Here is a 24,155-nt window from a genome sequence, read left to right as displayed (position 1 = left end):
GATGAACATGTTGCTTTCGTTGCTGACTAACCGCATTTTGTGGGGTTTCCTTGGCGTTACCGGGCTGGCTGCGGTTATCTGGATGATCGGGCCGCTGCTGTCGGTCGTCGACTCCCGACCGCTGGAGTCCGAGCAAAACCGCATGATCGCCATTGCGGTGATGTACCTGATTTGGGTTCACAGCCACATTGTGCCGCGTCTCTATAATGCGTGGCTCAACCGCAAGCTGATGGACAACCTCAAAAGCGAAGAGGCGAAAGATCCCTCTGAGCGTCAACGTCTGACCAGCGACGATCAGGTGCTGAATGACCGTTTCGAAGAGGCGGCACAGGTACTGAAAAAAGCGCACTTTAACCAGCCGGGCCAGCGTGGACTGTGGACCCAGCGCTTCAGCACCCAGTACCTCTATCAGCTGCCGTGGTATGTGATTATCGGCGCGCCAGGCTCTGGTAAAACCACCGCGCTGGTAAACTCCGGCCTGCAATTCCCGCTCGCCGATCGCTTCGGTAAAACCGCACTGCGCGGTATTGGCGGCACGCGCAACTGCGACTGGTGGTTCACCAATGAAGCCGTTCTGCTGGATACCGCCGGACGCTATACCACGCAGGAGAGCGAGCAGATTCAGGATGCCAGCGAGTGGAATAAATTCCTCGGCCTGCTGCAGAAATACCGCCGTCGCCAGCCGATTAACGGCGTGATTATTACCATAAGTATCGCTGACCTGCTGACCCAGTCTGCTGAAGCTTCGCGCGAGCAGGCGCTCAATCTGCGTAAACGTCTTACCGAACTGCATGAGCAACTGGGGATTCGTTTCCCGGTCTATGTGCTGGTAACCAAAGCTGACCTGCTTAAGGGGTTCCGCGCCTATTTCTCTGGCTTTGATAAAGCGCAGCGCGACCAGATTTGGGGCTTCACCTTCCCGTGGGAAAAAGCGAAGCTCGCCGATTTCGATATGCAGGGCAGTTTCATTCAGGAGTTTGCCCTGCTGCAACAGCGTCTGGACGCGGGCCTGCCGGATACGATGCTACGTGAAAGCGATCCGCAGGCGCGCGCCGAGTGTTTCCTCTTCCCGCAAGAGTTTGCCGCGCTGCGTCCGCTGCTGTCTGACTATCTGGATACGATTTTTGCCCGCTCCAACTTTGAGACCGAGTTCTCGCCGCGCGGTATCTATTTCGCCAGCGGCACGCAGGAAGGTCTGCCATTCGATCGGGTGATGGGTGAGCTTAATCGTTCGCTCTCTCTGCCTCAGGGCAAGTCGGGCGACAACTGGGATTCCGTCAGCAAAGATGAGCCGGTGCCAGGTGGTAAAGGGCAGAGCTTCTTTATCAAGAACCTGCTGCAAAACGTTATCTTCCAGGAGGCGGGGATCGCCGGGCAGAACCGCTGGTGGGAGCTGCGCAGCCGTGCAGTGATCTGGTCTGGTTATGCCGCACTGCTGGCTTTGCTGGTTATCCTCAGCGCGCTCTGGTTCACCAGCTACGGCAACAACAAAGATTACCTTGATGAAGTCCAGGCGAAAGTGCCGGCGCTCGATCAGGAGATTAAAGCGCTGCGTAACCGCCAGCAGGGGGATCTGTTTGCCTTACTGCCCCTGCTAAATGGCCTTGCCGAACTGCCACAGAGTGAAGAGTTCGACATCAATCATCCGCCGATCACCCGCCGGATGGGGCTCTATCGCGGTAACGATGTGTCGGATGCCTCGCAGGCGCTCTACCGAAAAGCGCTGGAGCAGATGCTGCTGCCGGAAGTAGCAATGCGCGTCACCACCTGGCTGCGTAACGACAACGGCAGTGACGTCGAGTACAGCTATGAAGCGCTGAAAGCGTATCAGATGCTCTACCAGCCGAAACATTACGATGGCAAATTCCTGCACTCATGGGTGATGCTCAATCTGGAGCGCAACCTGCCGCAGAACGTGACCAAAGCGCAGATCCGCCAGCTTGAGTGGCACCTGACGCAGTTGCTGGAGCAGCAGATTGTCGCTTCACCCTATGCAAAAGATGACGCACTCATCAGCCGCGAGCAGGCGTTGATTAACCAGCAGCCACTCTCAACGCGTGTCTATGGACGCCTTAAACGCCTGCTGGAGCGTGATGAAAACCTCAAGCCGGTGTCGCTGGCTACGCTGGGTGGTCCGCAGAGTGAACTGGTGTTCTCGCGTAAAAGCGGCAAGCCGGTGAACGATGGCATTCCGGGGCTCTACACGCCGGACGGTTACTGGAACAGTTTCAATGCGCAGATTGCGCCGGTGACCGCCTCACTGCATGAAGATGACGCATGGGTATTAGGTTCAACCACGCAGCCTGAGGACAAACAGCAGACGGATAATGCAGTGCGCCAGCTCTACGCTCGCGACTTCATTACCATCTGGGACAGCTTCTTAAGCGATATTCAGTTGAATAACAGCGCCGATCTCAATCAGCGCATCAACACCGCGCGCGTTCTCTCCAGCAACAACTCACCGCTGCGCCGCCTGGTGGTTAACCTCAGCCAGCAATTGACGCTGGTGCGCGACGAGCCTGCTGCGGGGGATAAAGAGAAAACGCCTGAAAGCAGCAATCGCGGCACACAGATGCTGGAGTCGCTCTTCAGCAATCATGAAAACAACGCTGCGGGAAACGCAGCCGCTAACCAGACGCCTGAACAGCGCGTGACCGAGCACTTTGCGCCGATCATCGAACTGGCACAGCCGCTGGAGAAGGGCGGTAAAACTATCGTCTTTGATGATTTCCTCAAGCAGGTTGATGAACTCTATCGCTATCTGACGGCGGTGCAGGATGCCGCAAACAGCGGTATGCCAGCACCGGGTGGTGAAGCAATCAGCCGCCTGCAGGCCAGCGCAGGGCGCTTGCCGGGCGGTCTGCAAACCATGTTCAGTAATATGGCGGTCGGCGCGAGCAGCGATACGCAACGTCGTGATATGGAGAATGTACGTAAACGCATCAGCGTTGAAGTGGGCAGCTTCTGTCGCCAGGCAATCGCCGGGCGTTACCCGCTGGTGCGTTCTGCCAGCGCTGAAGTGACGCCGGACGATCTGGCGCGTATGTTTGCCCCTGGCACCGGTCTGATGGATGTATTCTTTCGCGATAACCTGACCAATAAAGTTGATACCACGCAGGCCACATGGCGCTTTATGCCGGGCATCGATGGTAAAACGCTGCCGGGAAGCGAAGGGGTGCTGGTCCCGTTCCAGCAGGCACAGTCGATTCGCGATGCCTTCTTTGCCAATGGCAGTGCAACACCCTCTTTTCGTACCACGGTGCGTACAGTGCGGATGGATAACACTATCCTCAATATGACGCTGGATGTGGACGGACAGATCCTGCGCTACAGCCACGGGCCGCAGGCAGTACAAATTGTTAGCTGGCCGGGCACAGGCGGCACCAACCAGGTGCGCATGCAGTTGGGTCTGGCCAATGGTACAACGGCAACACTGGTGACCAACGGCGCCTGGGCGCTGAACCGCTTTTTTGATAAAGCGCGCGTGAGCCCTGGCAGCAGCAGCCTGAGCCGCCAGGCGACATTCACGGTTGACGGGCATCAGGTCACGCTGGAGTTTGCGCCTAACAGTATCCGCAATCCGTTCCAGCTTCCACGATTCGCATGTCCTTGATCCGCAAAGGAACGCCTAATGACTACGACTTCTGCAATTAGCTGGTATGGGAAATTGCCCAGTGCGGGTGATTTTCTCCAGCGCCGCTTTCCAGACGCTCTGCAGCGTCAATGGTCCCACTGGTTCCAGGTGGGATTGATGAACTGGCAAAAAGAGGAGCAGCGCGGCGGTGAGCGGCAGTTCAGCAATGCGCCAATCTGGAACTTCGTTGTGCCGCCGATGCTGGGCGGACAGCAGGTTCAGATGGGCTGCCTGCTTCCCGGACGCGATAGCGTTGGCCGCCAGTATCCGCTCTGTGCGCTGATGGCGATCAACCCGCTGGAGTGGTCGCCGCGTCACCTGGCACAAGCGGGTGACTGGTATCAGCAACTGGGTCGCACCATGCTCCACGCCGTACGCAACGGCTATTCGCCGGAGCAGCTCGATCAGGCGCTGCTTGCTATCCCGCCGGTGCAGCTGGCAGAGCCGGAAGCGCGCTCTGAAATTCTCGATGTGATTGGTTATGAAGGCGATGGCGAATCATCGATCGGTTGGCAGCAGGCCGCCGAGTGCTTTGATCCGCAGCGTCAGATTAGTTTCTGGTGGACCAACCGTAGCGATGGGTATCCGCTCTACACGCATGTGCACAGCGGCAACTTTACCGGTCAACTTTTTACGCTACTGTTTGAACCGGCAGGCGGCGCAAGACCCGGTCGTCACGGTCTTTACCCACCGATGTTTGATGAATAAGCAGGTTGCGGATGACTATTGAAACGTTACTGGCTCCGGTTACTACGGAGCAGCCGTGCGGTGAAAACCTTGAGTACGACGCCGATTTTCAGGCGATGGAGCAGGCGAGCCTTGGCAAAGCCGAGCAGCAGTTTGGCAGCACCATTATTCCGGCTGAACCGGCTGACTGGACGCGCGTAGAAAAACTGGCCACCGGCTTGCTGTCACGCACCAAAGATATCCGCGTGATGATGGCGTTGACCCACGCCTGGACACGCCGCCGCGGCCTTGAAGGGTATGCGGATGGTTTGCTGTTGCTGGGTCAGGCCCTCTCCCTGTACTGGGACCAGCTCTGGCCATCGCTGACTGACGGCGGCGAGTTTGATCCCTTCTACCGTATTAACGCACTGGCCGGATTAAGCGATAAATCATCGCTAACCACCACGCTTCGCCAGTCCGTATTACTGCGCAGTAACGGCGATGAGATTATCGTGCGTGATGCGCAGTCGCTGCTCGACGGCAGCAAAACAGAGTGTGCAGGCTATCCCGGTGGACGGGTGCGCCTGATTGATGAGTTGACGCGTGGCGGTCAGCCCGGCATTGAAGCTATTGGGCAAATCGAAGGGCGTCTGCAAACCATCCGTACATGGCTGCTGGAACAACTGGGCGAAAGCGGGGTGCCGGAAATGGAACAGTTACTCAAGACCGTGGGTATGATTGCCGGTGTTAGCCGCGCTTCCCGCTCTGATGAACCTGTAGAGACAACATCTGAGCCGCAACCAACGCAGAGCGCTGCGCAACCTGCGACTGCCGTTCCGCTACCGGCGATGACCGACTGGCGTACCGCGCAGGTCGCCACGCGTGCGGATGCACAGTTAATGCTGGAGAAGGTAAAACAGTACTTTGCTCAGCATGAGCCGAGCCACCCCGCACCGCTGATGATCGACCGCGTGCAGCGATTAATCGAGCTGGATTTTATGGAGATCATTCGCGATCTGGCGCCGGACGGCGTCAATCAGCTACAAAATATTTTTGGGCGTCAGGAGTGACGCAAACCGCGTTATGACGGCAGGCGTGTTGCCTGTCATCAAACCTTCACCGCGTATATTCGATGGAGAACATCATGGCAATGAGTAACAGTGGTCAGAAATTTATCGCCCGCAACCGTGCGCCGCGCGTACAGATCGAGTACGACGTGGAAGTTTACGGCGCGGAGCGCAAAATCCAGCTTCCGTTTGTGATGGGCGTAATGGCGGATCTGGTAGGGAAACCGGTGGAGAACTTACCTTCTATTGAAGAGCGTAAATTCCTCGAGATCGACGTGGACAACTTCGATGAACGCATGAAAGCGCTGAAACCGCGCGTCGCGTTTAACGTAGACAACACCCTGACCGGTGATGGCCGTCTGAACGTGGATTTAACCTTTGAAAGCATGGATGACTTCCTGCCGGACGCCGTTGCCCGCAAAGTCGAACCGTTGAACAAGCTGCTGGAAGCGCGTACCCAGCTCTCTAACCTGCTGACCTATATGGACGGTAAAAACGGCGCTGAAGAGCTGATTGCAAAAGTGCTGCAGGATCCGACCCTGCTGAAATCACTCAGCCAGATGCCGAACAGTGACGAGAGTGCGCAAGGTAAAGAGGAATAATTGATGAGCAATCCTTCTCAACAACAAGAACTGCAGCAGGGTGCCCAGTCCTTTAGCCAGGACGAGTTCAGCTCTCTGCTCAATAAAGAGTTTCGTCCAAAAACCGATCAGGCGCGCTCGGCGGTTGAAAGCGCGGTGAAAACGCTGGCGCAGCAGGCGCTGGAAAACACCGTTACGTTCTCATCCGACACCTATCGCACCATCCAGAATCTGATTGCCGGTATCGATGAGAAGCTGTCACAGCAGATCAATCAGATTATTCACCACGAAGATTTCCAGAAGCTGGAGAGCGCCTGGCGCGGTCTGAGCCACCTGGTGAATAACACTGAAACCGATGAGATGCTGAAGATCCGCTTTATGAGCATCTCCAAGCAGGAGCTGGGTCGCAACCTGAAACGCTATAAAGGCGTCGGCTGGGATCAGAGCCCGCTGTTCAAAAAGATCTATGAAGAAGAGTATGGCCAGTTCGGTGGCGAACCGTTCGGCTGCCTGGTGGGTGACTACTACTTCGACCACAGCCCGCAGGATGTCGAACTGCTGGGTGAAATGGCGCGCATTGGCGCGGCCTCACACTGCCCGTTCATCACCGGTACTGCACCAAGCGTGATGCAGATGGAGTCCTGGCAGGAACTGGCGAACCCGCGCGATTTGACGAAGATCTTCCAGAACACCGAGTACGCCGCATGGCGTTCGCTGCGTGAATCTGAAGATGCGCGTTACCTGGGCCTGGTTATGCCGCGCTTCCTCGCGCGTCTGCCGTACGGTATTCGTACCAACCCGGTCGACAGCTTCGATTTTGAAGAAGAGACCGATGGCGCGAACCACAACAACTACACCTGGTCGAATGCCGCTTACGCAATGGCGACCAACATCAACCGCTCCTTCAAAGAGTATGGCTGGTGCACCTCTATCCGCGGCGTTGAGTCTGGCGGTGCGGTAGAAAACCTGCCTTGCCACACCTTCCCGAGCGATGACGGCGGCGTGGACATGAAGTGTCCGACCGAGATCGCCATTAGCGATCGGCGTGAAGCAGAACTGGCGAAAAACGGCTTTATGCCGCTGATCCATCGCAAAAACTCCGACTTTGCTGCCTTTATTGGCGCGCAGTCGCTGCAAAAACCGATGGAGTACCACGACGCTGATGCCACCGCCAACGCGCGTCTGGCTTCCCGTCTGCCGTATCTCTTCGCCTGCTGCCGTTTCGCGCACTATCTGAAGTGCATCGTGCGTGACAAAATCGGCTCCTTCCGCGAGCGTGATGAGATGGAGCGCTGGCTGAACGACTGGGTGATGAACTACGTCGACGGTGACCCGGCAAACTCCTCGCAGGAGACCAAAGCGCGTAAACCGCTGGCTGCTGCAGAAGTGCAGGTGCAAGAGATCGAAGACAACCCAGGCTACTACGCAGCGAAGTTCTTCCTGCGTCCGCACTACCAGCTGGAAGGTCTGACCGTTTCTCTGCGTCTGGTTTCAAAACTGCCGTCGCTGAAAACCAAAGAGGCGTAAGGCTGTAAGACCGTAAGCGCGCTGCGCTTACGGTCAATCAATACTTTTCGAAACAGAGGGATTTGTGATGAAAACAAATATAGCTATTGCAGGTAGCCTGCTCATTTTTTCCGCATTGTCCGGTGCTGAGACCAGAACTTATCAATATCCTCAGGCGGATGCGTTACCGGAAGATTCAACAACGAACCTTCTGCGCGATCCGGCATTATTGAATGGCTTTGATGTCAATATGAGCACAAAGCGTTTTGCCGATGCCTGGTTTTCTAAAACAAATGAACGCGAACGCATCAAAGCGGATATGTACCTTCTGGGAGTGCTTGATACCACCGAGGGGAGTGTCTGGTGCGGTTATAATCGACTTCTGCCTTCGTCGATTCATGAAAATCTTTACTCATATCTCGAAAACCTTACTGCAGAAAAAGCAAAGCAGCGTGCATCGAAAACAATTGTTGATGCCATGTCTGAATTAGCACCGTGCAAAAAGGGAAATAAAAAATGAGACCATTATATGAACAACTTAAACGCCATCATCACTCTTCCTTAAAGCATAAACCTGGCTATCTTTCTCCAGAAGCGTTGTTTCAAGAAATTGGTTATGACTTTCATAAGTTGAAACGCGATAACCCCGATTTCGAAAACACGTGTGCTGTCAGAATGAGCATGGCGCTGTTGAAAAATAATATTGATTTTGTTGGCCGGATGATCATTAAAGATGGCCCATACAAAGGTAAAAAAATAGAGCCGGGCGCTAAACTTATGGCCGATCAACTCTATAAAGATAATGTTTTCGGCAAAGCTGAAGTCTACCGTGATGCCCGCGAAGCGGGGAGGAAATTACGTAATCGTAGAGGCGTTATCTACTTCCACAGAATTTCGGGTTATGGCGGCGGTCATATCGACTTGCTTGAACCAGTGGCTGAGAACGAAATAGATTGCAATAGTGGTTGCCATACTAACTGCAAAGAGATTTGGTTTTGGGAGTTGAAGTGATTTTTGTGAGTAAGCTGTATGTAAATCGTGCCTTATTCTAACGTTTACTTCGTTATCGTTTATGCAAGCGCCCGAACAAAATCAAATGGTATTTATGATAAATTCTGTGGGTCTCATTTGATCCTGAAAACGAGTTTGGAAGTCAATACCTGAATTAAGCAGTTTAACAATTCCCGTAACACGTTCCATAATAATAACACCCATTGGGTTGCAGGGGTTGTATTGAATTTTATTGGGGAATCAAGGTCCTGAGACAGACAGGTTGAGAAGAGTAGTGCTATTTAACTATGCGGATTTTACTCGGGTTCAGGATTTCCCTAACGAATAATCTTCATAATTAATTAACACCCACGAATTATTTCTCTTGTAAAAGAGAAAACGAATTTCTGAAGAAACACCCGTTTTTTCGGAATGTAAAGAGGCAGAGGTAAAATATGGACGGTTTTATTCAGCCCCATGCTTACCCATTTGCCATATAAGCGCTTTTTCGAAAGCAATATTTATCATTAACGAAGAGTAAATATTATGGCTATTGATATGTTTCTGAAGGTCGATGGAGTTACGGGCGAGTCCAAAGACTCTAACCACACCGGCTGGACTGATATCACATCTTTCTCCTGGGGTGCTTCACAGCCAGGGAACATGAGTGTTGGCGGTGGCGGCGGTGCCGGTAAAGTCAATTTCAACGACCTGCATGTAAATGCACTCATTGACAAATCTACTACCGCTATCCTGAAGCACTGCTCCAGCGGCAAGCATCTGACCAAAGTTGAACTCTCTGTCTGCAAAGCAGGTGGTCAGCAGGTTGAATATGCTCGCATCACTCTGGAAGACGTGCTGGTGACTTCCGTTCAGTACACCGGTGCTGACAACGGCGACACCGTAGGTGTGACCTATGCATTCCAGGCTGCGAAAGTGAAACAGCAGTACTGGGAGCAGTCCTCTTCCGGCGGTAAAGGTGCTGAAACCAGCGCTGGCTGGAACATCAAAGAAAACAAAGAAGCGTAATTGCTTCGGTGAGCCCGCAAGGGCTCACCCTGTTTTCGTTCTGATAAACACCACACATTTCCTCTTTAGTTTTGACTTCCTCTTATCAAATAGCGTGTTTCCTGCAACAGAGAGCTATTGCTACTCAAACGCAGCAGCTTTGCTGAAAGCTGTGTCGTTTGAATGCGTATAAATATTAAAGAATATTTTGAGGATGAACGAATGAGTGTTCTGCGCAAGGGTGATCGTGGTACGAATGTCAAAGAGTTACAACAACTGCTGAGTAAGGCAGGGTTTAACGTCGGTGATGATGGTATTTTCGGTTTAAAAACGGAAATGGCTGTCAAACAGTTCCAGGCTAAACAGAATCTCCATGTGGACGGTATTGTCGGGCGTCGTACGCTCGCTGCATTGGGTAAACCCGTGACAACCCGCGCGCCGCAGCCGCCGATCTCTGGCAGCGCAGGGCGTCAGGCGGTTGGCGCAATGGATATTTCCGCCAGCGGTATGAGCTTCATTTTTCATCGTGAAGCCTGGGCGAACAAAAGCTGTTATCTGCACTGGCCAGGCGGCGCAAGCGGCGTTACGCTTGGGCCGGGCTACGATATGAAAGAGCGATCTGAGCAGTCCATCAAAGCTAAAATGATGGAAATTGGTATCGATGCCATTACAGCAGAGAAGATCAGTAAAGCCGCCGGGCTGAAGGACGACAAAGCGAGCCAGTTTGCGAAAGATAACGCCAAACTGGTGCGCCTGACGGATGAGCAGGAGACAAACTTACTGCGTGCAACGGTACCCCCGTATGTCAACAGTGTCAGAAATGGTATTTTTGTGCCTCTCAAACAGTATGAGTTTGATGCACTGGTCTCCTTCGCTTATAACCCGGGGGGACGACTGAGAAATGTGTTTGGCTTTATCAACCGCGGGCAGATCTCTGACGCGATGACGGAAATTAAACGCGCCGTTACCAGTAATCATAAAGTGGTGAAAGGCTTGATTAATCGTCGCAACTTTGAAGTGAATCTTTACTTAAACGGCGACTATGGGAATAACTGACCGATGAAGACGCATAAAATTGTGATGCTGGCGGCGGCAATCTCCGCCGCGACCCTGTTGCCGTCACTGGCGCTGGCGGCGAAGTCGCCGGTTACGGGCGAGTGGCAGGTTAAGCAAGCTTTTATCAATACGGAATCTGAACGTACCCTGAACTATCAGTTCAATGACGATCGCCTGGTGGGACGCTTTCTGAGCGTGACCGATAAGGGGATCTCTACGTCGCTGCCGGGTGGGTCAAACTGCCAGTCACCGACGATAAAAGAGAACGGTTCTACGCTTAACGCCTGGGTTGCGGCAACGCAATCTATTCCTGAGAAAGACGCCGCTAAAACCTATGAGCTGGGCTTAGACGGTAAAGCGAAAGCGCAGGTTGAGAACATTACCTGTGCATCAGGAAACTTTTCTAACGGCGATCCGGGCGCTGATGCCAGTTTCGCAGTGGTGAACAAAAGCGTACTGCTCAACTGGACGGATGGCACCATCCTGTTACTCGCGCCGGTAGATAAAAACAGCAAGCCGAAAGCGTCGTTCGACTGCGCTAAAGCGGCTTCTGCGCCGGAAAAAGCGATCTGTAGCGATCGCGAGCTGGCGTCACTGGACAACAGCGTCGCGCGCTCCTACCGCTCTTTCCGCCAGGAAGCGGTTAAAGTGGGTAACAAGGACCTCGACAAGCAGCTGCAATCACAGCAGAAAGCGTGGTTAAGCCAGCGTAATAGCTGTAACGCAGATACAGAGTGCCTGAAAAAATCGATGAACGATCGTCTGGAAACCCTGGCACATAGCCTGGACGGCGTCTGAGTCATTTCACAATAGCGGGGAGGGCGAACTGCCTTCCCCGCAGTGGGCTGAATAAACGCCTCCAGGTGCCCGTATTCAAACGCAGCCGCTTTACCCAAAACGGCGCCGTTTGAGTGCACATAACTCCAGCAGGAATACGCGATGCGATTCACTATTATCACCAATAAACCCGGTCATCAGCCGCCGCAAAGCCGCTGCGACTTTTATCCTCCGGGCGGCACCATTGGCCGCGGCACCGACAATAATCTGGTGCTGCCGGATAACGACCGCTCTATTTCCCGTCTGCAGGCCATTGTTCATATCTCTGGTACGGGTGAATGCCGTGTTACCAACCGCGGCAACGTTACGCGCGTTGTGCTCAACGACATCCCCCTTGAGCGCGGCCGTCAGGTCGAGCTTCAGGATGGGGACATTCTTGGTATCGATGAATACCGCATCGAAGTGAGCGATCTTATTCAGGACACGCAGCCGGTAAGCCGCATGGCCGAGGAGATGTATCCGAAGCCAACGCCTGCACCGACGGCGAAGCCTGCACCTGCGCCGACTGCTGCGCCGAAAAACGCAGCAGAGGGCGCGCCAGCCTCCGTGCCGACGGAAATTTGGGACAGCCTGATGCAGGAGTTCTCAATCTCCGACAGCATCTCCAGCAGCCGTGCCAAACCCGCCGAGCCGCAAAACTTCAATCCTTTTGCTGAACCGAAAGAGCCGGAGCGCAACCCGGAAGACCCGCTCTCATTATTGGGCAACCACGAACCGCTGGTCGCGCCAAAATCGCTCGATTCAGACAATCTGTTCAATGACGAACAGCTGTTTAAAAACGACAGCATCTTTAATGACGCCACGCCATCGACCTTAGTCCCGCCGGTTGAACCGGTACAGGCACCAAAAGAGAGTGCACCTGAGAGCGACGAACTCGATCCGCTGGCGCTGTTTGGTGGCAGTGGCAGTGCTCCACAGGCACGCAGCGACGACCCGCTTGGACTGCTGAGCGGCGCCGTGCCGCTGACGCATGCTGATGAGATTGCCCCGGCAAAACCGCAGGAGCCCTCTTCGCCGATCATTACCGATCTGCAGGCCAGCGAACCGCCGGCAGAGCCGCAACCGATTATTACCGATCTGCACGCTGACGATTTGAGCGGCACGCCGCTCTTCGCCGAAGAGGAGCCGATGCCGCTGCAGGAAGGCGTGCAGGAGCCACAGGATTATGCCGGCATCACGCTGCCGACGCCGCAGGCGGTACAGCGCAGCGCGGCGCAGACCCCGAAAGGGCGCCTGCGTATCGATCCGGTGCAGAGCCCCGGCGCGAAATCAGCACCTGCCAGCACCTCCGGCGACAGCGGCGATGTGCTACAGGGCGAACTGCTCGAAGCGCTGCTCGAAGGGATGGGGCTTGGCGATATGCAGCCCGTTCCGCAGTTTGATAAAGAGAACATGCGCCAGTTTGGCCAGATGTTAAGTATGTTCTCGCAGGGCACCGTGGCGCTGCTCTCCTCGCGTTCAATCTTAAAGCGCGGCGTGAAAGCAGATATGACGATGGTGCTGGACGATGCAAACAACCCGTTCAAACTGCTGCCATCGGGCAAAACCGTATTGATGCAGATGTTCGGTAACCGCATGCCAGGCTTTATGCCGCCGAAAAAATCGGTGCGCGATGCGCTGATCGACCTGCAGGCGCACCAGTTGGGGATGATCTCCGGTATCCGCGCGATTATCGCGGCGATGCTGCAATCCTTTAATCCTGAGCAGCTGGAAGAAGATGCAAAACGTGACGGCGCGACCTCACGTCTTGGCGTGCTCTCCAACCGCAAGGCCGCGATGTGGGACTACTTTGTGCGCACCTATGCGCAAACCGCCGGTGAGATTGACGATGACTTCCACACCCTGTTCGGTGAAGCGTTCCTCCACGCTTACGACATGGAGGTTAACCAGTACAAAGACTCACAAAGCGGATCGGAAGAATGAATATCAGCACCGCCTCAATATCACGACAAGGCGAGCGTGCCAGTAATCAGGATCAGACCGGAGAAACTATCGGCGAGCGTGCCGCCTGTTTTGTCGTCTGCGATGGCATCGCCGGTTTGCCCGGCGGTGACAAGGCGGCCGAACTGGCGCGCAATGCCATCATCACCGAGTTTGACGGCGATGAGCACCTCAATGCCCAGTACATTCGCAACTACATCAACGGCGCGAACCGTGCAATCCGCAAAGAGCAGCAAGCGGTACGGGATTACAACCGCATGGGCACCACCATGGTCAGCCTGTTTATCGATCGCGATTACGAACTGGCTTACTGGGCCCACGCCGGAGACAGCCGCCTCTATCTCTTCCGCCGCGGCTGGCTCTATCATGTGACCACCGATCACAGCCTGGTCCAGCAGATGAAAGACGCCGGACATCAGGTTGAAGGCATTAACGGCAACCTGCTCTATTTCGCGCTTGGCCTCGGCGAAGATGAGCGCGAGCCGAGCTACAGTGATGTGGTGCCGATTGAAGATGGTGACGCTTTCTTATTGTGTACGGATGGTTTCTGGCACGGCGTCACCGAAGAGCAGATGCAGCAGTCGCTGCATATGGTCAATACGCCCGACGAGTGGCTGACATTAATGAATCAAATCCTGCTGAAAAACGGTGCCGGGTCACAAACCCAGCAGGATAACTACAGCGCCGTGGCGGTGTGGATGGGTACGCCTCAGGAGACCACGCTTTTGCATACGATCTCTGAAGCCGCTCAGTTTTTCCCTCTTCGTGATTGATACAGCTTACAAGGACTTTTATGAAACTTTGGCTACCGGGTTTGGCCCTGCTTGCGGCATGTGGCAGCGCGCAGGCAGAAAACTACCGCATCGTGCAATCGCCTTCGCAAAAACTGGATGTCTGGATCGACAATGTTGAGGATAACACTCCCAAAAGCTGGTGCGGCAAGACGCTGCCGCTGCGCATTGTCACCGGCGGCGAGAAAAAGCCTTCCGTGCTGAACAACTTCTTACCCCGTCTTGGCGCGCTGCTGGAAAACCAGTGCGGCGCGCTGACCCAGGTACACTGGAAACTGACCGACGCGCAGGGCGCGACGCTGGCCGAAGGTACCGCAGATAAAGCCAAAGAGTGGCAGCCGGTCGTCACCTCAAACGGCGCAGCGCCAGCGCAGACCACTGCGCTTCAGCAGCCGGTTGGCCGCCCTGAAGATCTCTCACCACCCGCCAACCGCGCGCCGTGGCAGGAGTTCACCCTGCAGGATGGTTGCCATCTGCGCACCTTCTGGCAGGGCGATGCCAGCGCGGCAGCACTCTTCATCCCCGCTAAAGAGGATGGGAAATGCGAGAAGGGCGGCTGGCTGAACGGTCGCAGCGATGTTACGCAGGTCAGCAACGGCGCTGAAAAGAAAATTACCATGACCTTCGTTCACGGTTTCCCGGTGAGCGGCCTGAGCGACAAAGTGGACGCCGACCGTCTGCTGATCACCACTGTGAATAACGAACGTATGGTGGTGAGCGAAGGCAGCCTGGCGCAAAGCTGGATGATCCTGCCTTACGTCAACAGCCTCAACGGCTGGCAGGCCAACGGCACCGTCGCCGTCGAGATTTCACGCGAAGTTGCCAGCGATGCCACGCGCCTAAAAGCGCGGCTTGATGAAGTGCGTAAAGTCTGGACGCCGTGGTTCGAGCCGGGCACCCGCCTCAATATTCTGCTGATTGATTCCCTGCATCCGCAGTTGCGCGATCCCGCAGTCGGGACCTACAAAACCGTCAACTAAGGAGCAGCTATGAACACCCTATTTCAACAACTGGCGGGCGAATCCCTGCAGGATAGCCTCGCGCAGCTTGAGAGCCGTATCCGCAGCCAGCCCGGCGACGCCGATTTACGCGCCGCGTTCGCGCAGCTGCTCTGCCTGGATGGCAACTGGACACGGGCGCAGGCGCAGTTAAAAAGCTGGCAGGGGCTCAAGCCGCAGGCGCAGCCAACCGTCACCCTGCTGGAGCAGGCGATCGAGGGCGAGCGTCAGCGTGCCGAAGTGATGGCCGGGCGCGCGCGTCCGGTTGCGCCGGTCGAGCAGTATCCATGGCTCGCAGAGATGGTTAGCGCACTGGATCCGCAGGGCAGTGATGCCGACGCGCTGCGTGACGCGGCGCTGGAGAAGGCCGACGCCAACCCTGGTCAGCTCGCCACACAGGATGGGCAGACGGTAGCGTTCGACTGGCTGATGGATGGCGACAGCCGCTTTGGGCCGGTATGCGAAGCGATTGTGAATGGTCGCTACTTCTGGCTGCCATTTAGCGCCATCTCCGCGATGCAGTTTCAGCCGCCCGCCAGCGTCACCGATTTAGTCTGGCGCCACACGCTGGTGCGCCTGCGCGATGGCAGCGAACAGGTGTGCCAGATCCCGGCGCGCTATCCGCTGGATGCTAACGCAGAAGATCGCTTCAAACTCTGTCGCGTCACCGAATGGCAGCAGCTGCCGGGCGAGTCGGCGCACTACCTCGGGATGGGGCAAAAAGTGTGGCTCAATGACGGTGCCGAATATTCGCTGCTCGATCTCGCCACAGTGACCTTCGCTGCGGACGCGACGAATGAGTAACTCCGCACAACATGACGAGGGCGATCTGCTGCGCAGCGGTTGGCGCTCGCGTCGCGGCAAAGATAGCGTCGGCGCGCGCGACAAAATGCAGCCCTCGCTGCTCGATCGCCTGACCGATGACGCACCGGACAAAGCGCAGGAGCCGGCGAATAACAATCTGATCACCCACTCGGCGCTGCGCCGCAACGTGCTGCGCGATCTGCAGTGGCTGTTTAATACCATCAATAACGAAGCGCAGCAGGATCTCTCCGGCTTCGATGAGGTGCGCCGCTCGGTGGTCAACTTCGGTATTTCGCCGCTGGCGGGCCAGCGGATGTCCGATATTGAATGGAATGATATTCAACGCAAGCTCACCGATGCGATCCTGCACTTTGAGCCGCGCATCCTGCCGCAGGGCCTGCAGGTGCGCTGCATCTCCGATACCAAATCGCTGGATCTGCACAATATTCTGTCGATTGAGATCAAAGGTCGTTTGTGGTGTGTTCCTTATCCGCTGGAGTTCCTTTTTCGCACCGATGTGGATCTTGAAAACGGGCATTTCGAGTTGAAAGACGCGGGGTAATTCATGGAAAGCAAATTACTGGAGTACTACAACCGCGAACTCGCCTGGCTGCGTGAGATGGGCCAGGAGTTTGCCGGACGCTACCCAAAAGTGGCCGGACGTCTGGGCATGCGGGGGATGGATGTGTCCGACCCCTATGTCGAGCGCCTGATGGAAGGCTTTGCCTTTCTCACCTCCCGCGTACAGTTAAAAATGGACGCCGAGTTTCCGCGCTTCTCCCAGCGTCTGCTGGAGATGGTCGCGCCGAACTACCTGGCACCGACGCCCTCAATGGCGATTGCAGAACTGCAGCCGGACAGCGCCAAAGGCGATCTGAGCAACGGGTTTGTGGTGCCGCGCGGCACCATGATGGATAGCCAGGTGATGAAGAAGAATGGCGTCACCTGTAGCTACACCACCGCCCACGACGTCACGCTGCTGCCGCTGAAAATCAGCCAGGTTGAACTTGGCGGCGTGCCTGCCGATTTACCGCTCGCGCAGGTCGGTTTAAGCCAGCGCGGCGCGCAGAGCGCGTTGCGTATTCGCCTGAGCTGCGATGGCCCGGTCAATCTCAGCCATCTCGACTTTGACCGTCTGGAACTCTTCCTGAGCGGGCCTGACATGCAGGCGCTGCAACTACTCGAACTGCTGATGGAGCATCAGGTAGGCATGGTCTGCCAGGCAAACGCGCCGCAGGCGGCACTCCATGTGCTGGCGGATGATGCGCTGCGCCAGGAAGGCTTTGAGGCTAACCAGTCTCTGCTGCCTGACGACCTGCGAAATTTCGACGGTTACCGGCTGCTACAAGAGTATTTTGCTTTCCCGTCGCGTTTTCTCTTTATCAGCCTGCAAGGGCTGCGCACTATGCTGGAAAGCAGCGGCGAAGCCAAATCCTTCGATATCATTATTCTGCTTGATAAAGCGGACGGTCAGCTGGAGCGGGTGGTGGATAAGAGCCATCTGGCGCTGCACTGCACGCCGGTCATCAACCTGTTTCCCAAGATCGCCGAGCGGCAGAAGCTGAGCGAAAGCCTGCACGAATACCATCTGGTGGTCGATAACATTCGTCCGCTGGATTATGAGATTTACTCTGTTGGCAAAATCCACGCCAGCGTCGACGGTCAGCGCGATGAGCAGACCTTCCGGCCGTTCTGGAGCAGCTGGAGCCAGGATGAAGGCAATTACGGTGCCTACTTCTCGGTGCGCCGCGAGCAGCGCGCGCTCTCTGAGCATGCCCAGCGCTACGGCACCCGCACCGGCTATATCGGCTCTGAGGTCTTCGCCTCGCTGGTGGATGAGCAGCATGCGCCGTGGCGAGAAGATTTACGTTACATCACCGCAGAAGTGCTGTGCACCAGCCGCGATCTGCCGTTGATGCTGCAGCAGGATATGGGGCAGTTTGTGCTGCCCGATTCGCTGCCGGTGAAATCACTCAAGCTGCGCAAAGGGCCGACGCCGCCGCGTCCGGCGCTGGCGGAAGGGCTCAGTACCTGGCGTTTAATCAGCCAGCTGCAGATGAACTACCTCAGCCTGATGGATGGCGAAAACGGAGAAGGCGCTGCGGCGCTGCGCCAGCTGCTCGGGCTCTATACCCGGCTGGCGGAAGCGCCGGTGGCACGCCAGATTGAGGGCGTGCGCCACTGTGTGCTGGAGCCAGTACATCGCCGGGTGCCGGAGCCGGGGCCGATTGTCTTTGCCCGTGGCGTTGGCATTACGCTTACCGTTGATGAGCAGGCCTTCTCCGGCTTCAGCCCGTGGCTTTTCGGCAGCGTGCTGGAGCGCGTCTTTGCCCGACTGGTCGGCATGAACAGCTTTACGGAGTTTACCCTCAAGAGCCAGCAGCGCGGCGAAGTAGGCTACTGGCCGCCGCGTATGGGCAAGAGGGCGCTGATATGACCGACACGCCCGCGCTCAAGCCTGCGATCGTCCGCCTGAACAGCTTGCCGGATGCCTTCTGGCAGAACGTGATGGCAACGCCGTGGCGTTACGATCTCTTTACTCTGCTGCGTCGCGTGGATGCGCGCGGCGGTGAGCGTTACCCGCTGGGGCGCGCGCCGCTGCCGCGCTTTGAGTCGCTGCGCGTCGGGCAGACGCCATCGCTCAGTTTCGCGCCGGCAACGCTCGCCGGGGTGAAAAAGCGCGAAGCATCGCCGCTCTATGATGTGTCGATCTACAGCTTTGGTCTTTTTGGCCCTAACGGCCCGCTGCCCATCCATTTGACGGAGTATGCGCGCGAGCGTATCGACCACCATCAGGATGAGAGCATGAGCGCCTTTGCCGATCTGTTCCATCATCGGCTGACGCTGCTCTTTTATCGTGCGTGGGCGGATGCGCAACCGACGGTCTCTCTCGATCGCAAAGACAATAATCGCTTCGAGCACTATATCGCATCGCTGATCGGCATGGGGCAGCCGGGACAGCTGGAGAAGGGGACGCTCAGCCCCCATTCCCGCTTCGCGCTGGCGGGGCACTTAACCCGTAACGGTCGCGATCCTGAAGGTCTGGCGAAGATCCTGCGCGGCTATTTCAATGTGCCGGTCAACATTGTGGAGAACGTTCCGCAGTGGATGCCGCTCAGCCCGCGCGAACGCGCACGCCTGCAGGGTGGGCGACACGCGCCGCGTCTGGGGCAATCCACCTTTCTTGGCGAGGCGGTGCGCGATGTGTGCCATAAATTTCGCATTGAGATCGGCCCGCTACCGGCTGAAACCTACCGGCGCTTTCTGCCGGGAGAGAAGTATGTCGCTGCGCTTCGTGACTGGGTGCGCCAGTATCTGGGCATTGAGTATCAGTGGGCGGTGAAAATTATCCTGCGCAGCGAAGATGTTGTCGGCGCCGCGCTGGGCGGCGACAGCCGTCTGGGGTATAGCGCCTGGCTTGGTATGCAACCGAGACCAGAAGCGCGTGGAGATTTGGTATTTAGCCCGGAGGGGTAATCCTTCGATTTTGCATCCCTGTCTGACGTCTGCACATAATCATTCGCGTTGCGTTGCACGGTAAGCCGGCGTATCCCGGACGCTTACACCCGTAAGCGACAAAGGAGATGGGGCCGCCATCGACGAGACAGCACGAAGGATGAAGTGCTAATTAATTATGAATAATGGAAGAACCCATGTCAGAAATCAGCCGCGCCGTCTTATTCGGCAAACTCGACACACTCTTATTCACCTCGCTGGAGAGCGCCACTGCGTTTTGTAAACTGCGGGGTAACCCTTATGTGGAGCTGGTTCACTGGCTGCATCAGTTGATGCAGCAGTCGGATGGCGATCTGCAGCAGGTTATCCGCCACTTTTCACTTGATGAGCAGGCGCTAACGCGCGATATCGTCGCGGCGCTGGATAAACTGCCGCGTGGCGCAAGTTCCGTTTCCGACCTGTCAGAGCATATTGATACAGCGGTTGAGCGCGCATGGGTCTACGGTTCGCTGAAATTTGGCGTCACCCGCATTCGCGGCGGTCACCTGCTCGCGGGGATCCTGAAAACCTGGAGCCTCGCCAACGTACTGAAAGGCATCTCCCCACAGTTTGATCGCGTCAGCGCCGATGCGCTGCTGGATAATTTCGACACCATTTGTGCCAACAGCAAAGAGACGCAGCAGGCAACGGTCGCCCTGAATGATGAAAGCGGTGTTGCTGCACCCACTCAGCAGGGGACGCTTGCTCAGTATGGCCAGGATCTCACCGCGCGTGCGCGTGATGGCAAGATCGATCCGGTTGTCGGGCGCGACGAAGAGATCCGCCAGATGGTCGATATCCTGATGCGCCGTCGCCAGAATAACCCGTTGCTGACCGGTGAAGCCGGGGTGGGTAAAACCGCCGTGGTCGAAGGCTTGGCGCTGCGTATCGCCAGTGGCGACGTGCCTGAGCCGCTGGTTGACGTTCAGCTGTGGCTGCTTGATATCGGCATGCTGCAAGCGGGCGCAGGGATGAAAGGGGAGTTTGAAGCGCGTCTGCAGGCGCTGATTAACGAAGTGCAGTCCAGCCCGACGCCGATCATTCTCTTTATCGATGAGATCCACACGCTGATTGGCGCAGGCGGCCAGCAGGGCACTGGCGATGCCGCCAACCTGCTGAAACCGGCGCTGGCACGTGGACAGCTGCGCACCATCGGTGCCACGACCTGGGCTGAGTATAAAAAATACATTGAGAAGGATCCGGCGCTGACCCGTCGTTTCCAGACCGTACAGGTCGCCGAGCCAGACGAAGAGAAAGCGGTACTGATGCTGCGTAGCACCGTGTCGGCGCTGGAGAAACATCACCGCGTACTGCTGCTGGATGAAGCCGTAGTTGCCGCCGTGAAGCTGTCGCATCGTTATATTCCGGCGCGACAGCTGCCGGACAAAGCGGTTGCCCTGCTTGATACTGCCTGTGCGCGCGTTGCCGTCAGCCAGAGTTCACCGCCGCCGCAACTGGAAGATTGCCAGCACCGCATCGACGCGCTGGACGTGGAGATCGAGATCGCCAATCGTGAAGCCAAAGTCGCTGTTGGCGACAGCGAGCGCGTGGTGAAATTGCAGGCCGATCTGGAGAAACTGGCCGCGCAGCGCGAGGAGCTCACGCAGCGTTGGGAGCAGGAGCAGGCGCTGGTGGACAGCATTATTGCCCAGCGTGCGCAGCTGCATACCGCGCCGGAAGAGACGCTGGCTGAGTTACGCGCCACCCTTACTGAGCAGCAAAATGCGCTGCGTGCGTTGCAGGGTGACGAGCCGCTGCTCTTTACCTCCGTGGATGCCAACGTGGTTGCCGCCGTGGTCTCTGACTGGACCGGCATTCCGCTGGGCCGGATGGTGAAAGATGAGATCGATGCAGTACTGAAACTGGCCGATACCTTAAATGAACGCGTTATTGGTCAGCGTCACGGTCTGGAGCTGATTGCCAAACGTGTTCGCACATCGCGCGCGCGCCTTGACGATCCGAACAAGCCGGTCGGCGTGTTTATGCTCTGCGGCCCCTCTGGTGTCGGTAAAACCGAAACCGCGCTGGCGCTGGCAGAGTCGCTCTACGGCGGCGAGCAGAACATCATCACCATCAATATGAGCGAGTTCCAGGAAGCGCATACGGTCTCCACCCTGAAAGGCGCGCCTCCGGGCTACGTCGGTTATGGTGAAGGCGGCGTGTTAACGGAAGCCGTGCGCCGTCGTCCCTACAGCGTGGTGCTGCTGGATGAGATTGAAAAAGCGCATCCCGATGTGCATGAGATCTTCTTCCAGGTGTTCGATAAAGGGTGGATGGAAGATGGCGAAGGTCGCCATATCGATTTCCGTAACACCATTATCATCCTCACCTCCAACGTCGGTACCGATCTGATCACCGGTATGTGCGCCGACCCGGAGCTGATGCCGGAACCGGACGCGCTGCGTGACGCGCTGCGCGCGCCGCTGCTGCAGGTCTTCCCGCCTGCGCTGTTAGGCCGTCTGCTGGTGGTGCCGTACTATCCGTTGAGCGATGAGATGCTGGCGATGATCGTGCGTCTGCAGCTTAAGCGTATTCAGCGTCGTCTCGAAGAGAACCATGGCATCGTTTCCGAAGTGGATGAGAGCGTGGTTGAACAGATCGTCGCCCGCTGTACGGAAGTGGAATCGGGCGGACGTATGGTTGACTCCATCCTTACCAACACTTTGCTGCCGCTTATGAGCCAGCTATTACTCGACGCCAGCGCGCGAGACGAGCATTATAAGCGTTTACGTGTCACGTTTGAGCAGGGTGAGTTTCACTGTCAGTTTGCGGCGTAACGCCATTATCAAGAGAGTTTTCCAATATGACGGATCACGATAACAACCGGAGTGTACCGAACGCGTTGCCACCGGGATATCGCTTCAATGAGTTTGAAATTAAAGAAGTGATCGGTGGTGGAGGGTTCGGCATCGTCTATCGCGCCTGGGATCACCAGCTTGAGCGAACCATCGCGATAAAAGAGTTTATGCCCTCTTCGCTGGCAGTGCGTAACGACGACATGACGCTGGTGCTGCGCAGCGAGCGCTTCAGTAAAGCGTTTACCGCCGGTTTGAACAGTTTTATCCAGGAAGCCCGTTTACTGGCCCGTTTTAACCACCCGAACCTGCTGCATGTGCTGCGTTTCTGGGTGCAGAACGACACCGCCTACATGGGGACGGTGTTCTACAGCGGCACGACGCTGTCGCGCCTGCGTGAGAAGAATCCGGCACTGATCAATGAAGCCTGGATCCGCCGCATGCTGCCGATGCTGCTGGGGGCAATCAAGACCATTCACGATGAGGGTTATCTCCATCGTGATATCTCACTGGATAATATCCAGATTCAGGAAAACGGCTTACCGGTGTTGCTTGATTTCGGCTCCGCGCGCCGCAGTATCGGTTCGATTTCTGATGAAACCGAAACCATGCTGCGCCCGGGCTATGCGCCGATCGAGCAATACACCGACGATAACGAGAGCGAGCAGGGGCCGTGGACCGATATCTACGCCCTGGGTGCCGTGCTGCATACCATGATCATCGGCTCACCGCCGCCGGTCAGCGTAGTGCGCAGCATCCAGGACACCTATGTCCCGCTGACCCAGCGCGGGCTGCCGGGCTACTCTCATGCACTGTTGCAGGCTGTTGATCGCGCGCTGGCGCTGAAGATGGAAGATCGTCCGCAGTCGATAGATGAGTTTGCCGCGCTGATTGAGATGCCGGTCGCCGGGATCGACGATGTGCTGAACGTGAAGCAGCCTGGCACCATGCTGGTACCGGTTGAAGAGACGCCGGAAAAAGTTGAGGTTGCTGGCTGGCAGCGCTACAAACTGCCTGCGCTGGTCGCGGCAGGTGTAATTGTCGGTGTTGTCGCTGGCGCGCTGCTGTTCAGCAGCAGCTCAGAGCCAGAAAAGGGCGCAACGGAGACAGTGAATAACTCGCAGCCGCAGCAGAACAGCGCGCCTGTCGAGCCGCCGCGCCAGAGCGAGCCAGTTGCACAGCCGACGACTCAGCCAGCACAGAGCCAGAGTGAAACGCCGAGCGCCGCACCGGTGACCTCGCAGGCACCGATAGCACAACTCTTTGTTCGTATGAACGAGGGAGAGAAGCTGACGCTCAACGGCGAAAGCCAGTCTGTTTCACCGGCCACCAACGGTTTTGCTTCTCTGAAAGTTAAACCGGGCCGTTACGAGCTGGTGCTGGAAGGCAATGGCCAGACTCGTAGCCAGACTGTCGATATTGCTAACCCGGGCACCTGGCTTATCAATCCGCAGCCGCGGTAATCGTTGTTTACCCGGGCACCCTGACCCGGTCACGCGCGGGAGCATCATCCCGCGCGTATCATTTCACCTTGCTGCAGGGAGCAACGGCTTCTTCTTTTCATCACGACCTTAGTCTCGTCCGACCTATAAAAAAGACAGAACTATGAATTTATTAACACACAGTAATAACGGTGGCAGTGAATTTACGTTTGTTGTCTCTCGTGCCAGCGCCAAAGCCGATGATAAGGTTCATACCGTCGCCGCCAGAAAGATCCGCGAGCTGGAGATGACGCTCACCGATTTTCACCTCGAATCCACCCAAATGTTAGACGTTGATGGCAATCCTGCCGTTGAGTTGTTTTATCAGTTCAGCAATGACAACCGGATCATTTATCAGCGGCAAACCATCATTTTGCTGGCGGATCCTGCAGCGGGTCAGAAAATGGTCAGCTATGTGGGTACCTGCCCGGGTGAATTCAGTGAGTCTTATCAACAGCAATATCAGGAAATTATTCAAAGCCTGAAATTCCATCGCGCTCGCTAA

Annotated in this window: 19 protein-coding genes and 1 pseudogene; all 20 read left to right on the top strand. The window is 56.4% G+C overall.

Features of this window, described 5'->3' with window-relative positions; all coding sequences use genetic code 11:
• The first annotated feature begins 1 nt into the window (after position 1).
• Positions 2–3,613, top strand: a complete 3,612-nt coding sequence (gene tssM / locus SOM48_RS01390) for a type VI secretion system membrane subunit TssM (protein WP_320511278.1) — start codon at positions 2–4, stop codon at positions 3,611–3,613.
• An 18-nt stretch (positions 3,614–3,631) separates the two neighbouring features.
• A complete protein-coding gene (gene tagF, locus SOM48_RS01385) occupies positions 3,632–4,342 on the top strand; it encodes a type VI secretion system-associated protein TagF (RefSeq protein WP_023480097.1) in 711 nt (236 codons plus the stop codon).
• Between the two features lie 11 nt (positions 4,343–4,353).
• Positions 4,354–5,370 (top strand): type VI secretion system protein TssA, encoded by a 1,017-nt coding sequence (gene tssA, locus SOM48_RS01380; protein WP_320511277.1) that lies wholly within the window; start codon positions 4,354–4,356, stop codon positions 5,368–5,370.
• Between the two features lie 74 nt (positions 5,371–5,444).
• Positions 5,445–5,969, top strand: coding sequence for a type VI secretion system contractile sheath small subunit (tssB, locus tag SOM48_RS01375; RefSeq protein ID WP_023480163.1), 525 nt, complete (start codon positions 5,445–5,447; stop codon positions 5,967–5,969).
• 3 nt (positions 5,970–5,972) lie between these two features.
• Entirely contained in the window at positions 5,973–7,475 is a 1,503-nt protein-coding gene (gene tssC, locus SOM48_RS01370) for a type VI secretion system contractile sheath large subunit (protein WP_023480123.1), read from the top strand.
• Positions 7,476–7,542: 67 nt separating this feature from the next.
• Positions 7,543–7,974 carry a Rap1a/Tai family immunity protein gene (locus SOM48_RS01365; RefSeq protein WP_054803657.1) on the top strand — a complete coding sequence of 144 codons (432 nt, stop codon included), beginning with the start codon at positions 7,543–7,545 and terminating at the stop codon, positions 7,972–7,974.
• Entirely contained in the window at positions 7,971–8,465 is a 495-nt protein-coding gene (locus SOM48_RS01360) for a T6SS effector amidase Tae4 family protein (RefSeq protein WP_054803658.1), read from the top strand. The genes SOM48_RS01365 and SOM48_RS01360 overlap by 4 nt, the downstream gene beginning before the upstream one ends.
• A 525-nt stretch (positions 8,466–8,990) precedes the next feature.
• Positions 8,991–9,473 (top strand): Hcp family type VI secretion system effector, encoded by a 483-nt coding sequence (locus tag SOM48_RS01355; RefSeq protein ID WP_023480099.1) that lies wholly within the window; start codon positions 8,991–8,993, stop codon positions 9,471–9,473.
• A 162-nt stretch (positions 9,474–9,635) separates the two neighbouring features.
• Positions 9,636–10,508 carry a peptidoglycan-binding protein gene (locus SOM48_RS01350; RefSeq protein ID WP_232045424.1) on the top strand — a complete coding sequence of 291 codons (873 nt, stop codon included), beginning with the start codon at positions 9,636–9,638 and terminating at the stop codon, positions 10,506–10,508.
• A gap of 3 nt (positions 10,509–10,511) precedes the next feature.
• The gene (locus SOM48_RS01345; RefSeq protein ID WP_139568585.1) at positions 10,512–11,306 is read left to right on the top strand and encodes a lysozyme inhibitor LprI family protein; all 795 of its coding nucleotides are present in this window, start codon (positions 10,512–10,514) and stop codon (positions 11,304–11,306) included.
• Between the two features lie 141 nt (positions 11,307–11,447).
• Positions 11,448–13,268: a type VI secretion system-associated FHA domain protein TagH gene (gene tagH, locus SOM48_RS01340; protein WP_313276384.1), complete on the top strand. Its 1,821-nt coding sequence runs from the start codon at positions 11,448–11,450 to the stop codon at positions 13,266–13,268.
• Entirely contained in the window at positions 13,265–14,059 is a 795-nt protein-coding gene (locus SOM48_RS01335) for a PP2C family protein-serine/threonine phosphatase (protein WP_023480106.1), read from the top strand. The genes tagH and SOM48_RS01335 overlap by 4 nt, the downstream gene beginning before the upstream one ends.
• 20 nt (positions 14,060–14,079) lie before the next feature.
• On the top strand, positions 14,080–15,057 hold the full coding sequence (locus SOM48_RS01330; RefSeq protein ID WP_054803659.1) for a hypothetical protein: 978 nt from the start codon (positions 14,080–14,082) through the stop codon (positions 15,055–15,057).
• A 9-nt stretch (positions 15,058–15,066) separates the two neighbouring features.
• Positions 15,067–15,879, top strand: coding sequence for a type VI secretion system accessory protein TagJ (locus SOM48_RS01325; RefSeq protein ID WP_320511276.1), 813 nt, complete (start codon positions 15,067–15,069; stop codon positions 15,877–15,879).
• Positions 15,872–16,441 carry a type VI secretion system baseplate subunit TssE gene (tssE, locus tag SOM48_RS01320; protein ID WP_128482770.1) on the top strand — a complete coding sequence of 190 codons (570 nt, stop codon included), beginning with the start codon at positions 15,872–15,874 and terminating at the stop codon, positions 16,439–16,441. The genes SOM48_RS01325 and tssE overlap by 8 nt, the downstream gene beginning before the upstream one ends.
• A 3-nt stretch (positions 16,442–16,444) precedes the next feature.
• Entirely contained in the window at positions 16,445–18,316 is a 1,872-nt protein-coding gene (gene tssF, locus SOM48_RS01315) for a type VI secretion system baseplate subunit TssF (protein WP_023480090.1), read from the top strand.
• Entirely contained in the window at positions 18,313–19,356 is a 1,044-nt protein-coding gene (tssG, locus tag SOM48_RS01310; RefSeq protein ID WP_054803661.1) for a type VI secretion system baseplate subunit TssG, read from the top strand. Before tssF ends, tssG begins: the two co-directional genes overlap by 4 nt.
• A gap of 176 nt (positions 19,357–19,532) precedes the next feature.
• Positions 19,533–22,151, top strand: coding sequence for a type VI secretion system ATPase TssH (gene tssH / locus SOM48_RS01305; RefSeq protein ID WP_320511275.1), 2,619 nt, complete (start codon positions 19,533–19,535; stop codon positions 22,149–22,151).
• Positions 22,152–22,177: 26 nt separating this feature from the next.
• Complete coding sequence (locus tag SOM48_RS01300; protein WP_054803663.1) at positions 22,178–23,632, top strand: serine/threonine protein kinase; 1,455 nt, start codon at positions 22,178–22,180, stop codon at positions 23,630–23,632.
• Positions 23,633–23,771: 139 nt separating this feature from the next.
• Positions 23,772–24,155: pseudogene (locus SOM48_RS01295) on the top strand (DcrB-related protein); the annotation flags it as partial.

The organism is Kosakonia sp. CFBP8986 (assembly GCF_034044935.1).
In the GTDB taxonomy this organism is placed as follows: Bacteria; Pseudomonadota; Gammaproteobacteria; order Enterobacterales; family Enterobacteriaceae; genus Kosakonia; species Kosakonia cowanii.
The sequence above is the reverse complement of the archived record's forward strand: the minus strand, read 5'-3'. Positions and strand labels throughout refer to the sequence as shown.